Annotated in this window: 12 protein-coding genes and 1 tRNA gene; 7 read left to right on the top strand and 6 right to left on the bottom strand. The window is 46.2% G+C overall.

Going from position 1 to position 14,255, the window contains the following annotated elements; all coding sequences use genetic code 11:
* Positions 1-196: 196 nt before the first annotated feature.
* The 3 genes from cobA to QZ918_RS17410 all read right to left on the bottom strand — a co-directional run bounded on the left by cobA (position 197) and on the right by QZ918_RS17410 (position 2,655).
* Entirely contained in the window at positions 197-1,066 is an 870-nt protein-coding gene (gene cobA / locus QZ918_RS17420) for a uroporphyrinogen-III C-methyltransferase (RefSeq protein WP_293337112.1), read from the bottom strand.
* Positions 1,063-1,803 (bottom strand): sirohydrochlorin chelatase, encoded by a 741-nt coding sequence (locus QZ918_RS17415; RefSeq protein ID WP_527250413.1) that lies wholly within the window; start codon positions 1,801-1,803, stop codon positions 1,063-1,065. Before QZ918_RS17415 ends, cobA begins: the two co-directional genes overlap by 4 nt.
* Before the next feature lie 168 nt (positions 1,804-1,971).
* Positions 1,972-2,655 (bottom strand): manganese catalase family protein, encoded by a 684-nt coding sequence (locus QZ918_RS17410; protein ID WP_293337170.1) that lies wholly within the window; start codon positions 2,653-2,655, stop codon positions 1,972-1,974.
* A gap of 297 nt (positions 2,656-2,952) precedes the next feature.
* Here QZ918_RS17410 and QZ918_RS17405 point away from each other — a divergent pair, with 297 nt between their 5' ends.
* Positions 2,953-3,123 (top strand): hypothetical protein, encoded by a 171-nt coding sequence (locus tag QZ918_RS17405; RefSeq protein ID WP_293337108.1) that lies wholly within the window; start codon positions 2,953-2,955, stop codon positions 3,121-3,123.
* Here the strand turns inward: QZ918_RS17405 and QZ918_RS17400 are convergent.
* Positions 3,100-4,611, bottom strand: a complete 1,512-nt coding sequence (locus QZ918_RS17400; RefSeq protein ID WP_293337106.1) for a serine/threonine-protein kinase — start codon at positions 4,609-4,611, stop codon at positions 3,100-3,102. The two genes, QZ918_RS17405 and QZ918_RS17400, sit on opposite strands and share 24 nt — an antisense overlap.
* A 413-nt stretch (positions 4,612-5,024) precedes the next feature.
* On the opposite strand from QZ918_RS17400, the gene QZ918_RS17395 reads away from it, so the two are divergent.
* The 4 genes from QZ918_RS17395 to QZ918_RS17380 all read left to right on the top strand — a co-directional run bounded on the left by QZ918_RS17395 (position 5,025) and on the right by QZ918_RS17380 (position 10,755).
* Positions 5,025-5,162 carry a hypothetical protein gene (locus QZ918_RS17395; protein ID WP_293337104.1) on the top strand — a complete coding sequence of 46 codons (138 nt, stop codon included), beginning with the start codon at positions 5,025-5,027 and terminating at the stop codon, positions 5,160-5,162.
* An 83-nt stretch (positions 5,163-5,245) separates the two neighbouring features.
* Positions 5,246-5,318: transfer RNA gene (locus QZ918_RS17390), tRNA-His, on the top strand.
* A 228-nt stretch (positions 5,319-5,546) separates the two neighbouring features.
* The gene (locus QZ918_RS17385) at positions 5,547-9,875 is read left to right on the top strand and encodes an AAA domain-containing protein (protein ID WP_293337102.1); all 4,329 of its coding nucleotides are present in this window, start codon (positions 5,547-5,549) and stop codon (positions 9,873-9,875) included.
* Positions 9,853-10,755 (top strand): hypothetical protein, encoded by a 903-nt coding sequence (locus QZ918_RS17380; protein WP_293337100.1) that lies wholly within the window; start codon positions 9,853-9,855, stop codon positions 10,753-10,755. Before QZ918_RS17385 ends, QZ918_RS17380 begins: the two co-directional genes overlap by 23 nt.
* 442 nt (positions 10,756-11,197) lie before the next feature.
* On the opposite strand, the gene QZ918_RS17375 is transcribed toward QZ918_RS17380, so the two are convergent.
* Positions 11,198-12,430, bottom strand: coding sequence for a DUF3747 domain-containing protein (locus QZ918_RS17375; RefSeq protein ID WP_293337098.1), 1,233 nt, complete (start codon positions 12,428-12,430; stop codon positions 11,198-11,200).
* A 243-nt stretch (positions 12,431-12,673) separates the two neighbouring features.
* Between QZ918_RS17375 and QZ918_RS17370 the strand changes: the two genes are divergently transcribed.
* Positions 12,674-12,829, top strand: coding sequence for a hypothetical protein (locus QZ918_RS17370; RefSeq protein WP_293144413.1), 156 nt, complete (start codon positions 12,674-12,676; stop codon positions 12,827-12,829).
* A 39-nt stretch (positions 12,830-12,868) separates the two neighbouring features.
* Here QZ918_RS17370 and QZ918_RS17365 read toward each other — a convergent pair whose 3' ends face one another.
* Positions 12,869-13,861 carry a ribose-phosphate pyrophosphokinase gene (locus tag QZ918_RS17365; RefSeq protein WP_293337096.1) on the bottom strand — a complete coding sequence of 331 codons (993 nt, stop codon included), beginning with the start codon at positions 13,859-13,861 and terminating at the stop codon, positions 12,869-12,871.
* A 161-nt stretch (positions 13,862-14,022) separates the two neighbouring features.
* On the opposite strand from QZ918_RS17365, the gene QZ918_RS17360 reads away from it, so the two are divergent.
* Entirely contained in the window at positions 14,023-14,253 is a 231-nt protein-coding gene (locus QZ918_RS17360; RefSeq protein WP_293337094.1) for a hypothetical protein, read from the top strand.
* Positions 14,254-14,255 lie beyond the last annotated feature (2 nt).

Below are 14,255 nucleotides of genomic sequence, written 5' to 3'. Positions count from 1 at the left end.
AACACGGCGGTTAGAAACCGCGCCTACACACACAAAACCCGCCTCTGCGGGTTGAAGATAAAGATGGTTAAATTTGATTGATTTATTTTCTTCAGTCGGCGTCCGGCGGACATCGTTTGTTTAGGTGCGGTTTCAACCGCCGTCTGATATCATGTCCGCTAGATTACCATAGTAAAAAAGGTTCGTAGTGAGGACTTTAGTCCTTGACCGAAGAAGGACTAAAGTCCTCACTACAAACCCGATCGATCGCGGTCATTGGAGCGGACATGATATGATAGGGCCGACAACCAGACAATATCGAGTGCAAATTGACGACATTTCCGATTACCGCGATCGCCGGTGCTGCAAATCCAGTCGCCTCAACTTGCTCTACAATTGTACTCAAAGTGCCGATCAATTCTTCTTGTTCCGGCCGCGTTCCCCAGCGCACTAAGGCTACGGGCGTTTCTGCGCTCAATTCGGCTGCTGTGAGCTCGCCGATAATGTGAGGTAAATTGTGGATTCCCATGTATACTACAATGGTTTCGGAGCCGCGGGCGATCGCCTGCCAATTTACTTCCGGCCGATATTTTCCCGCCGATTCGTGACCGGTGACAAAAGTGACTGACGAACTGTACGATCGATGTGTCAGAGGAATTCCCGCATAGGCCGGGGCCGCAATTCCAGAAGTGACACCGGGTACAACTTCCACCGCAACTCTAGCTTTTACCAAATCTTCCATTTCTTCGCCGCCGCGGCCGAAAATAAACGGATCGCCGCCTTTGAGACGAACTACGATCGCATTATCTTGAGCTTTGTCTATCATTAACTGAGTAGTTTCGTCCTGCATTAACGAGTGGCGGCCTTTGCGTTTCCCGGCATCAATTCGTTCTGCTTGGGGGTTGATGACTGCCAAAATTTGAGGGCTGACTAAAGCATCGTAAATCACCACATCCGCGCACTCTAACAGCGCTTTTCCCTTCAAAGTCATTAAACCCGGATCTCCGGGCCCTGCACCTACTAAATACACTTTACCTAAAGACATTTTTCTTGCTTCCTTGACCTCTTCTGTGTCTTTGCGATTCATTTGTGAATTAAATCCCGAATTAAGTCTGCTAATTCTACACTGGCGCCTAGAGGATTTGCGAGATGAAGTTCTGCCTGGGGAAATTGCTGCTGTAGCTGCTCGACATTTTTGGCGATCGCATCTGTAATTCCTCCATTAAATAAGAAGTATGGCACAATTCCTATTTGCTGCTGTCCATCACGAACTAAACTGTCAATTCGTTCTTCCAAACTCGGCTTTACTGACCAATAAGCAGTCTCTGCGCCGAGTTGGCTGGCGATTTGTTCAAATGTCGAGTTACCTCCGGGGCGGCTGCTGCCGTGAGATAGTACAATCCATTTTGGGGATAGCAAATTGGGGACAAAAGCTAGCTCTTGCATCTGAGTTTGTAGCAAGTTTGTTAATCCTGCTGTTTGGGAACCTAAATGCGGGCGCACTTCAATTTTTAACCGGGAACCAAAAGTTTTCTGGGCAATTTGTACCTCTGCGGGGATGTCTTCGGCGACGTGCACTCCCGGTAATAAAAATACGGGCAGGATTTGCAATTGAGTAAATCCTAGCGACAGGGTACGATCGCCAAAACTGCAAATTTGTTCGTGGAGTGGCGCGGGGCCGAGTTCTAGGGTGGCGGTGGCGACTGCGGGAAAGGAGTGGGCCAAATTATCAGACAGCAGTTGAGCCAGGTTTTCCAAAGCTACTTGCGGTCTGGGGTCGCGGCTGCCGTGAGAAACTAATAGGTAAGTCGATCGCAATTTCAATATGGATTTGAGCTTAATGTTCGATCGGAATTTTAAGAGATTATACCATCTGGGAGCCGAAACGACCATTGGATTAAGCTTAACAGGTTAAAAAAACCGAACGCCCAGAGCCCCGACTTCTTTAAGAAGTCGGGGCTCTAAAACAATCTTAGTTGCCGGATATTCTAATTAACCTTGGGGAGCCGGCTCGGCGATATACTTGAAATTAGGTTCAGAGTTCAAAGCATTTGGTTGGTCTTTGGCATCGCCGGACAAGTTAAAGAACAAATCTACTGTTGAATCTGGCTGGATATTTCCGAAGAACGGATCGGTAAGTTTGCCCATAGATTGTAGGGCATTCATGAACATTTGAGTGTGGGAAATTTCCCGAGTCAACAAGAAGTGCAGCGTCTTTTTCGTTCCCGCATCCGGCGCTAGTTCAATCAATGCTTCGTAGGTTTGGCGAGCTCCTGCTTCCGCACCGATATTAGCGCGCAAATCGCGGACAACATCGCCGCCTTCGTTGACGTAAGCCCCCGTCCAAGCTTGACCTTGGCTATCTAACAAGTGCGGGCCTACACCTCTGACTGCAAACAAAGTGCTTTTGTAAGCTTCTGTTTGGTCAACGTTTTTGGTGTGCATTTCGATCAGTTTGCCCACCATTTCTAAGTGACTAAATTCTTCGATCGCAATATCTTGAAGCATATCCTTAATCTCTGCATTTTCACAGTGAAAGGACTGCACCCAGTATTGTAAAGCTGCTGTCAGTTCTCCGGTTGCTCCGCCAAACTGTTCTAGGAGCAATTGGGCAAAACGCGGATTTGGTGCGTCTACTTTTACCGCAGACATTAGTGGTTTTTTATGAAAAAACACGGCTCGATACCTCTCTTTAGTTCGGTTGTTAAAGCCGTTCAGATTGCAGACTTTAACTGTGTTCACCTTCAGCATCCATTGTGCGACAAGCGCTCGCCTCGATCCTCGGTCGCTGGATATATCTAGCAGAACCAATTTCTCTGCTTTCAGGTAGAGTTAAGTCATTGGTCATTGGTCATTGGTCATTGGTCATTAGTTATTAGTTATTAGTAGTAGGGTGCGTCAGCCACTTCTGGCTCCTCACCTACAAATTAGGTTAATCGCTGACGCACCCTACAATATCTACTTATTTAGCAGGTGGAAAAATTACGAGAAAGAATTGGTTTAAATCCGGAACCCCGGGAGAAATTAAAAAAAGACGATTCATTGCTCCAATCCTCTTCCTTCATTTGTCAAGTGCTGTCAACTGTCAACGGCCAACTGTCAACTGTCAACTGTCAACTGTCAATTATTGTCGCATTCGGTTAATTTTGCTGACAGGGCATCGAGATGTCGCAGCCACTGAATGCCGCCTACCCAACTGCGAGATGGGAGGTGTCCAATTGGTGCTTGCTGAGTAAATTTAATTTTTCCTGGACTGGTAGTTGAATTGTAGGTTGGCCAGTTTACCCGATCGCAAAATCTGACATAATCTCCTTTGACGCTTTCGTAGATTTCCTTTTGGACGCTGAAGCCAAACCGACCTTGACTGTAGTGCAGCCACAGGCGATCGACTATTTGCAAATCTTCGCATGGTAACTTGTAAATTTGGCTGATTTCTAGCTGAATTCCCGGTGTCAGCGACAGAGATTGACACATCACGGCCCAAGTTTCGCGATCGGCTTCTTTCCACTTTTTACTTGACAAAAAATTCCGCAGTTTGGTATAATCAACTCCCCTGACAGAAAGTAGGGTCAGTTCGAGATTTGAAATCCTTGATAAGGACAAAGTTTCTGCGGAATTGGCGGTGGTTTTGGTCGGTAAAATCGTAGGCTCAGGAGTTGGCAGGGCTTTGAAATAAGGGGAGTTGTCGGTATTAATGAGAGTTTGGGCGATCGGCTTTTTCGGCACAACCAAATTTTGCTGGCGAATCTCTAAAACTGCATTGATATCTTGCAAAACTTCCGCCGCAAAACTGTAGCGCTGACAAAGATGAGTTTGTAGCAATTTATCTAAAATCTCACCTAACTCGGCGCTAATACTCGTGCCTTTGGGGAGAAACTCGCGCCACCACCAGCGCTCGGTTTTACAGTCGTACATATCCAACGGCGGAACTTGCGTCATCAGGCGAATGCAAGTAACACCTAAACTGTAAAGGTCGCTAGCAGGAAATACTTTACCCCGCATTTGTTCGGGAGCTATATAATCTTGACTCCCGATCAGCGTTGCTGAACGGAGTATAGCTGAATCAGTCAGCAGTTTGGCAATGCCGAAATCGATCAATACGAGTTTGTTGTCTGACTGGCGGCGGATAATATTTTCAGGTTTGATGTCGCGGTGAATGACGCGCTTGTCGTGGATGAATTGCAACACGGGCAATAAGTCTTGCAGGACTTGCCAAATTTGATTTTCATCGCAGACACTTTGGTCTAATTCTTCTTTGAGAGTCGGCCCGTCTATAAACTCTTGAACTAAATAAATATGACCTTCTTGTTCAAATGCAGCTAATAAATTGGGAATTTGCTCGTGTTTTCCCAGTTCGTCTAAACGGACGGCTTCTTGGTGGAATAATTCAAGGGCTTTGTTGAAAATTACTGGATCGCGATCGCGAAAATAAAATTGCTTGATGGCACAGCGCGGTTGCGAGGGGATGTCTTCATCAATGGCGAGGAAAGTTTTGCCAAATCCACCTCTTCCTAAGAGTTTAATCGGGCGATACCGCTGTCTCAACAATAGGTTAAAGCCGCAGTTCAAGCAAAGTTTTTCTGTGGGTAAATTTTCGGGATTTTGACATTCTGGGTTAATACAGTAGCTCATAGGGATTTGAGATTTTATATTTGAGATTTTGGATTGTGAAGAAGTTTTTTAAATGCACCGCTTTCATCGTCTCCTTGCTTCGCGGGGCGAAGGAAGAGAGATAAGAGAAGAAAATTAGTTGACAATAGACGCACACATGGATATAAGGCTATTCTATTCCGCTGGGCCCGATCGCGATGTTATACAATGTGCACGGCGCCCCAAGCTGACACAGATCCGGGCGCGCGACAGCTTGCTGCGCGGGCGTTTCATTTACATTCCGAGACGCAACTGTCACATTAACAAAAGGTATGCGGTTGCGCTGTCTTCACTCTTGGCGCCACAATCTACCTCAAAAAATCTTTAACTATTGTCACACTTGCGTCGAGGACTTAGATGCTGTCGGGTAATGAAAGTTCGTAGTGCGGTTCGTAGTGCGGACTTCAGTCCGCATTATGCGGGCTGAAGCCCGCACTACGAACCAATTGTATTGCGCGATCGCCCAAATCGAAAATTGTGCTAAACTCTGGCTGTGCGCTGAATTTCAGGCACAATTGATGCGATCGGTTTAGGGACGCTGAAAAATATTTAAAAAAAATTTGGCTTTACCCCTAGACTTGTGCTGAGATGTTATGTTATAGTTAAAAACGTTATGGCGAGTGTAGCCAAGTGGTTAAGGCAGTGGTTTGTGGTACCACCATTCGTGGGTTCAATTCCCATCATTCGCCCTTTTGATTTTATTGTGCAGAATTAACAAAGGTACGTTGTTGGGCTTCAGCCCTCTTTAGGCGTATATATAAAGAGGGCTAAAGCCCAACAACGTACCTAATTCTCTGATGACTGTAAAACCACCTTGGGTTTCGCCTGTATAGACGCGGTTTCTAACCGCCCAGTCTTCCAATATGCTAATCTTAAATCCAATCTCAAATCTAAAATCCAAAATCTAAAATCAAAATATGCCATCTTTAGTAGCAGAAGATTGGGGATATAAATTTAGTGGCGATCGCACAATTAGTAAATTTATTCGCGATATAGAAGGAGAAGCAGCTTTAGCGAAGTATTGCGATTGGGAATGCAGAGATCGGGCGGAACTTCTGATGTCGGAAATAGCCGGTAAATCCCCCAGTCTTTTCTACGTGCGCCGCCAAAAGATTAATGAGAGATTTTCGGAAGAGGAAATCTGGGAATTGATTCTTGCTACCGATGGAGATGATTTTAAATTACCCGAATTGCTGCAAAAAGCCGTGAAGCGAAGCTATCCCGAAGGGAATCGCACTTTGCGGCTGCTAGCAACTGTACGCACAGAAGATGGAATCGGCGGGTTGAAATTCCTGGATGCTGGTTTGGTAGCGATTCCTAGAGGTAGAAAAGATGGCTATTCTTTGCCGTTGCAATTGCGACTTGTGTCGAAAAGTCGATCGCCAATTCCCGCAAAGTCGATCGCCCGCGTCCAACAAATGCCATTTTGGGACGACAGACACATACCGACAACTGAACAATTAAAAGTTTGGCATACTTTCTTAAATGTCGAACAACGTATCGCGGAAGCGCGTCAATTTTGCGTACCTTTCCGCGCGCACAACTACGGTTCAGGTTTCAAAATCGTCACTTTTGAAATCGATCGCAATTCGGCAACTCTTGACGGCTACGAGGAGAATCCCTTACAAGTCGGCGACTTTCGCGAAAGGCTGAAACAAGCCAGAAATGAAGACATTATTTTGTTTGATTCGCCGCCGGGAAGCAGAAGCAGCCGCGATGGCGAGACTTTGGGTAGCATTGCCGAAATTGAGTTTGAACGTGGTATGTTACGGATTAAGTTGGATGTTGATTTGGGCGATCGCATGGCGGGCGGTAGATATCAACTTCCCAAACAAGGATTTTTGTATTTCGAGGCGGCGGGCGATATCAGTCAGATCGATCGCAAAAAGAAAGCTTTAAAAATGCTGGCGGATGGCCGCGCTCAAAATCCCTATTTAAGCGAGTTTTTATTTGACTCTGCCGAGGCGAGAATTCCCGACAAGCTGGTTAAGTTAAATCGGGAAGATTTATTAAATCGGAATGCTAACGACGACCAACTCGCCGCTGTAGAAATGGTGCTGTCGGCGCGGGATTTAATTTTAATTCAAGGGCCGCCGGGAACCGGAAAAACGACGGTGATTGCGGAAATTTGCTATCAAATTGCGCGTCAAGGCGGGAAAACTTTGATTGCTTCCCAAGCTAATTTAGCGGTTGATAATGCTTTGAGTCGGTTGGTGCACAATCCGGCAATTCGGGCTTTGCGGAAGGGAAAAGCCCATAAGGTGCAGGAGGAAGGCCAGCCGTTTTTAGAGGAAAATGCGATCGGCAATTGGCTGCAAAATACGGCGACTGATTGCGAACAAAAGTTGTCGCAGCGCCAGATTAATGTCGCATCTTTACAGCGGTTGCTGGCAGATTTCGACAGATTTAATGCCTACTCGGCTGCTGAGAGAGCTTTTTTTAAGGAACAAAAACACCTGCACGACAAGCAGGCGGAGGTTGAGGAAAAGTTAACCGCGCAATCAGCAGCGTATCAATTAAGTTTAACTGCTAAAAGCGAGATTGCATCTTTGGTTGACGGGCTGGCTAATTTACTGGCTGCGCCGGAGATTAACTGGGAATCTTCAGAAGTCTCCGAGTTTATGCCGAAACTAAAACCTTATTCTGAAGGTAATGTTTTAGTCGAAAACTTTATGGCAAATGTGCGGATTTGCGTCAGCCATACTATTCAAATAGGATTGGATCGCCCTAGTTGCGGCGCGTTTGGGATTGCGGTTTGGTTGCGGGAAACTGTAGCACCGCAATTATCCGAATTTAAGACGGCGGGCGATCGCGCGCAGGAGGTTTGTCACGCGATGTCAGCGGTTGCAGAGTCGCTGCGAGTGTCGCGCCAGATGTCGGATGTGGTGAATCAGCTCGAGTTGGGCGACAAGCAAAATCAGACGCACCGCCACAATCTCGAACAGAAAATCAGTAATTTGGAACTGCGAAAAGCGGAAATTGCCGCCGTAGTTGTCGCCGTTGCAGAGTGGATTGAGACGGCTGATACCCGACTTTATACAGTTGTGCAATCTTGCTGGGAAACGGGCGCGATGCTAACGGATGATATGGTAGAATTGCCCGCAGGACTTTTGAAAATTGCCCGATCGCTCAAATTGCCGATCGTCCCGCCGAAGTGTAAAGTCAGTTTGCCCGATTTGGAACGGTTGCAAAAGGCGATCGCCCATGAAGCCAGCGCGGGTTTTAAGGACATTCAAGGGCAACAGTTCCGGTTTAGCGAGTTTTTGCACCTAAATTTGATTCAAATGCCGATCGTGCTCGCTGCGGGCGATCGGGCGCAATGGCAACAACTAGCCAAAGACTTCTCCAGCTACGCCCAAGTCAGTCAAAGCCAGCGCAAATTTATCCTCGAAAAAGCTGACACTTTCTTTGCTAACATCCAACAAATTTACAGTCAATCATTGCACCAAAATCAAATCGAAGCAACCTTCGATCGCCTAGTCAAAGAATTGCTGCACACCATTCTCGGCAACGCCCGCCAGTGCATAGTTCCCCTGAAAACCGAAACCGAACAACAACTAATTAAACAGCAACAGTTATTAGATAAAATCGGTCAAACTGTCAGCCAGCAACAAATATCCGCCGCCCAACTTCAAGTAGAAGCCGCGCAGCAAGAGGCGAACTTAAAAATTAGCGAAGTTACGCATCAATTGCAAGCAATTGTCGAAGAGTCAAAGGTTCCCGAAAAATTGCAGGTGCTCGCCCAACAATATCTCGCGCAAAAGTCGAATATTTGGGAACAGCCGCAGCAGTTTTTGAAACAAGTTGAGACATGGAAAACCAGTGTAATTCAGCTTGAAAAATCAATCGCCGACTTAGATCCGTTCGGGATTTTGGAAGTTATCAAAACTACTCTTGACGAGCAATTCTCCCCGCTGCAAATTGCCGCTACAACTGCAAAGCAACAACTAGCGACACTGCAAACAGAATTGAGCGAAATTACAACTCAACTGCAACAGCAACAACCGACAGCAGAATTAATCCGAGAGAGAAGTTGGTGGGAATCAGCATGGCAAACCATCCCGAGTAAATACCAGCCAGAAGTTCCAAGTACCGGATTGTTTAGCGTAGATTTTTTAAGCAAAATCAAGCGTTTGTTCAAACATTGGCAGCGGGAATTAGAACGAGAAGAAATAGCCCTCAAACGTTCTCAAAACTTCGTCACAGATTGGATTGAAAAACTCCGCAATCCATCTGAAAAAGACCGCAATGATTTAAAACAAATTTATATTGACAACGCGAACGTGATCGGCATTACCTGCGTGCAAGCTGCCAGCTTTGATTTTAGCAAAAACTTTCCCAGCTTTGATGCAGTCATCATTGACGAAGTTAGTAAATGCACTCCGCCAGAGTTGTTAATCCCCGCGTTGAAGGGCAGAAAATTAGTATTAGTGGGCGATCACAGGCAATTGCCGCCGATGTTCAATCAAAGTACAATCGATGACATCGCCGAAGACATCGGTTGTACCGGAGATGAACTTAGCTTTATCAAAGAATCGCTGTTTAAAATATTGTTTGAAAAGGCTGACGACGGTATTAAAAAAATGCTGACAACTCAATACCGAATGCACCCGCAAATCATGGGCGCAATCAATCAGTTTTACCAGCAAAAGCTCAACTGCGGGATTTTGGAAGCAGACACGAGACGCGCGCACCATCTCGCAGGTAAAATCATTCAAGATACCAATCACATCCTGTGGGTAAAGACACCAATCGGACAAGGGTTTGAAGAAGAAAAAAATGGAACCTCGCGCTTGAATGTCAAGGAAGTTGATGCAATTGAACGTTTGTGTCAGCAAATGGAAACAGCTTGGCATCCCAAGGTTGTTGACGGTGAACCGCCGAAAGAAATCGGAATCATAACTTTTTATGGCGCTCAATTGAGGTTAATTCAAGATAAAATAGAACCAGAAAAATTTCCATCTCTGAGTATCCGCACAGGTACGGTTGACATTTTTCAAGGCATGGAAAGACCTGTGATTGTGGTCAGCACAGTGTGCAATAATATTAGAGGGGATATTGGATTTGCTAAGGAACCGGAACGGGTGAATGTGGCTTTTTCTCGCGCTCAAGAATTGCTGGTAGTTGTCGGCTGTCACGATTTATTTACCCAACAAACAGGTACTGTCGGAAAAATGTATCAGGAAGTTTCAAAAACGGTGCGTCACTGCGGAGGTTTTGTAGATGTTGCTAGCGTCATCGGCTAAACAAATTGACGCGAATTTAAGTTCGCTAGCTGCACAAATTGAACAACAAAACCCTGATTTGTCGGTGTTGGCGGCGCGTGAATTCCGCTTTGCAATTCGCCAAACTCCGCTGGAGGTGGCGATTAGCGAACCCCGCGAGTTTAACGTGTTGGAAGAGTTTATTTTGCGGGCGGGTGTTGAGTTCGATCCGGCGCCGACTTTGCAAGAGTTGGCGGATTTACTCGGGTTAGATAAAATTTTTGTAAAGACTGCGGCGGAGAATTTGGTTGGTTTGGAGATTTTGAAAGTGGCGGATAATGGTAAAATTGCCTTAGCTTTGCAAGGCCAAGATTTTTTTGATAAAGGTGCGGTTAGTCGATCGCACATCCAATCAATTTACGCCATTTCCGATCCGTTAAACCAAACTCTCACCTTCAAGTTCGACGCCTTACCCGCAGAATCGACCAACTTACCAGATTTAACAGACTTCGTATCCCTCGAACATAAAATTACCGACCTTGCGGATTTAAGCATAGCAGAAATCCAGCCGCCGATCGAAGCTTCCGGCTTAGGAATTCACGTTCCAGAAAACGGCAAAATCGTCTCTAAGTGCGATGTCATCGGCGATGATGTGGAGATTTGGCAAATTGTATCAGTTTTTGTGTTGCTGGATGCGATCGAAAATAAAACTACGATTCAACTCCGACAAGGAAAGCAAATATTAGAAACCGCATCGAATCGGCTAAATGAACTCGAATCTCAGCAGAAATTGTTGTTGAATGAATTGTGCAAATCAACAGAAGAAATCGCACAGCCCGAGTCAGAAACAATCCCGGTTCCTAAAACTCGCAAACAGACATCAAAGAAGAAACGCAAGGAAATAGAGTCAGAAAACAAGTAAGATGCGGACTGAAGTCCTCACTACAAACCAGTCAGAAAACAAGTAAGATGCGGACTGAAGTCCTCACTACAAACCAGTTCGTAGTGAGGACTTCAGTCCGCATATTCTCTCCCAATCTTGTAGGGTGCGTCAGTTTTAGATTTACTATGCAAAAATTAGGTTTTCTAACTGACGCACCCTACAATAATCACTGACTATTGTATAAGGTGCGGATCCATCAGATTGTTAATTGAATGCGAGAGATTGTCCATGGATCCGCACCCTACAAATACTATGGTGCGTCGCCATTAGATTGTTAATTGAATGCGAGAGATTGTCGATGGATCCGCACCCTACAAATACTTTGAAGCACCTGCCTTTAGGCAGATTGTGATAAGAACGGAATTTAAATCTCCGTTCTTATCACTTCGCTGTCAACTGTCAACTGTCAACTGTCAACTGTTTACTGAGCTTTAACGCACTTCAGCATCCGCAAAGTAGCTGCCGCCCCGTAATTCCGCTTTGCCGCATCATCGGGAGCAAAACGAGTTCCAACTTCGTTAACAGGGGAAGCAACAGAACAATAAGCAGACATTTGAGTAATAATAGCAGCAGCCCAATGATTTTGAGTGTCTGAAAAAGTTTTAGGTGGCTCTTTTCCAACTAAATTTGGCTGCATTCCCCGCGCCGACAAACCAAATTCTGATGCTCTTCGCAACACCGCCATCAATTCAGCACGAGTCACTGACTGCATAGGTTTAAAAGTTCCATCCTGATAACCGCTAACTATCTTATTGTCCCGCGCAAATTGAACTTTTCCGGCACTCCAACGCGTGCTATCAACGTCGCTATAAGGACGAGTAGAAACATTGTTAGGAAATGTGATGTTAGCACCTTGGATTCCTTTCAATGATTCCAATACTAAAGATACCAATTGCTCTCGCGTAACAGCGAGTTGCGGCCGAAATGTATTATCTTGAGCAAAGCCGGCGACAAACCCAAGGCCCACAGCTTCTTTAATTTCGGGAGCGTAGATATCAGTAGCAATATCTCTGAATGTAGAAGAGCCAGTATTTCCGCCAGTATTTCCGCCAGTATTTCCGCCAGTATTTCCGCCAGTATTTCCGCCAGTATTTCCGGTTTCTCCCGGTGCGGCTTGACTGCTAGTGAAATAAAAGTGACCTAATACTTTCCCTTGATAAGTTCTTTTGCTAAAGCGCCAAGCCGGATCGAGAGTGATTTTCATAAAGCCGTTAGTATTGCCGTTGGTGCGGCCGATAATTATCGCTTTACCGTTCGGATCGCTGGGAATTCCCATTAATAGCACATTGCCATCAATACTTTGCAAGATTAGGCTGTATTTTAATGCTAAATCGGTGCCGGCCATGCGAATGGAAAAGCCGTTGCTGTCTGTGGCGCGGCCGCAAATGCCGGTGAAATCAAAGGTAGCTAATAACGGATCGACTCTGACGGGATTAGAGCCACTTTCGCTCCAGCACTTCCGTCTGTCTGTTACTTGTTCTACTATGAGTAATTGGTAGCCGGTCAAACCGCCCGGTTGGGCGATCGCAATTACTCGATCTTGGTTAATGTCGGTTTCGTCAAAACTATATGCTTTCGCCGGAGCGATCGCCCCGAGTGTTAAAATTGCTGAACCGACAAAGGCTGCCGCTGCTCGTACCAGTGAATGTTTCATAGTTTTTCCCTATTTACCCCTTATTTTGGTCAGACATCTCTAGAAGATGAAAAAGTCGCGGTCTTAAGACAACAAGATAGAATTTTACCATTTGTTGTTCCAGCGATCTCAAGCGCGATCGACTCCGGTGAGATCGGATGATATCGTTTCCGGTTGCATCGGAATGATTTAACCTTACTAGGGCGCAGAGGGCACAGAGAGAGAATAGAGAGATTAATACAGGACGATGCTACCGGATTTGATATGATACTGCAATGCGATCGCATCTGCTGTTACGATCGCGAGCGGGGACGATCGCACTACAGGAAACATATTATGATTCGGATGCCTGTGGAAACGATATTTATTGCGGGAAAGAGCGCAATCTACAAAAAAAATGGTGCGTTAACAAGCGTGTAACGCACCCTAAAACAAATATTGAAAACGTGCTTTCTCTAGCTAGCGGAACATACTGCTAACAGAACTATCTTCGTGAATCCGCCAAATAGTTTCGCCCAGCAAATTCGCTACCGAAAGCACCGTCAACTGCTTGAATCGGTTCTCTTCAGGTACGGGAATTGTATTTGTAACAATTACCTCTTCCAAAACTCCGCTAGACAAACGCTCGATCGCCGGAGGTGAAAAAACCGCATGAGTAGCACAAGCATATACCTGTCTCGCACCTTGGCGGCGCAACAATCTGGCGCCTTCGGTAATCGTCCCCGCAGTATCGATCATGTCGTCCACCAACACGGCAGTTTTGCCCTTGACATCCCCGATGACGTTCATCACTTCAGCGACGTTGTGAGCTTGGCGGCGCTTGTCAATAATTGCCAGGGGAGCATCGCCAAGCTTTTTGGCAAAAGCTCTCGCTCTAGCGACTCCGCCAACATCCGGCGAAACCACAACAATATCCGTCAACTGCTTGCTTGCCAGATAATCCAACAGCACCGGCGAACCGTAAACATGGTCGAAAGGAATGTCAAAATAACCTTGAATCTGAGCTGAGTGCAAATCCATCCCCAAAATGCGATCCGCGCCAGCTTCAGTAATCAAATTGGCCACCAACTTTGCAGTAATCGACTCTCTTCCGGCCGTTTTGCGGTCTGCTCTAGCATATCCGTAGTAGGGAATCACAGCAGTAACTTGTCTTGCCGAAGCGCGACGACAAGCATCGATCATAATTAATAATTCCATGAGGCGATCGTTCACCGGACAGCAAGTAGGCTGAATTAAGTAAACATCGCAACCCCGAATCGATTCTTGAATTTGAACGTAGAGTTCCCCATCAGCGAACCGCTTGCGAACCATCGGCCCCAAATCGATCCCCAGATAGCGAGCCACCTCTTGGGCGAGGGGAACATTAGCAGAACCGGAGAACAGCCGCAGACGGTCGTGAGCAGAAACCGGCGGCTCGGGAAGCGGAAGCGGTAAAGTAGCAGAACGGATCACAGCAGGCCTCTTGCAAGACGTTTATTTAATCGCCATCTTACCATCTGAAATTAGAAATGTTCAGCCAATATTTGGAGAGATTTAACTTTCGGGGTGGCGGCAAGTGTTAACTTAGGCGAACGAAAAATGACTTGCAGAAATATCTCCCATAAACAGAGTTTATGGCGGGCTGTGCACAGAGGGAAGAAGCAAGAGGGAAGAAGCAAGAGGGAAGAAGCAAGAGGGAAGAAGCAAGAGGGAAGAAGCAAGAGGGAAGAAGCAAGAGGGAAGAAGCACTAAAATCAAGGGTTTCGGCAATGTCAGAACGCCCGCAGCGCATGGCCCGAGGCCTAAAAATTTTGTTTGGCATCAATGCCCGCGCCTGTACTCTAGGTGCTGCTGCCCCCAAATAGAC

Origin of the sequence: Microcoleus sp. CAWBG58 (genome assembly GCF_020883045.1) — a bacterium.
Classification (GTDB): domain Bacteria; phylum Cyanobacteriota; class Cyanobacteriia; order Cyanobacteriales; family Microcoleaceae; genus Microcoleus.
The sequence above is the reverse complement of the archived record's forward strand: the minus strand, read 5'-3'. Positions and strand labels throughout refer to the sequence as shown.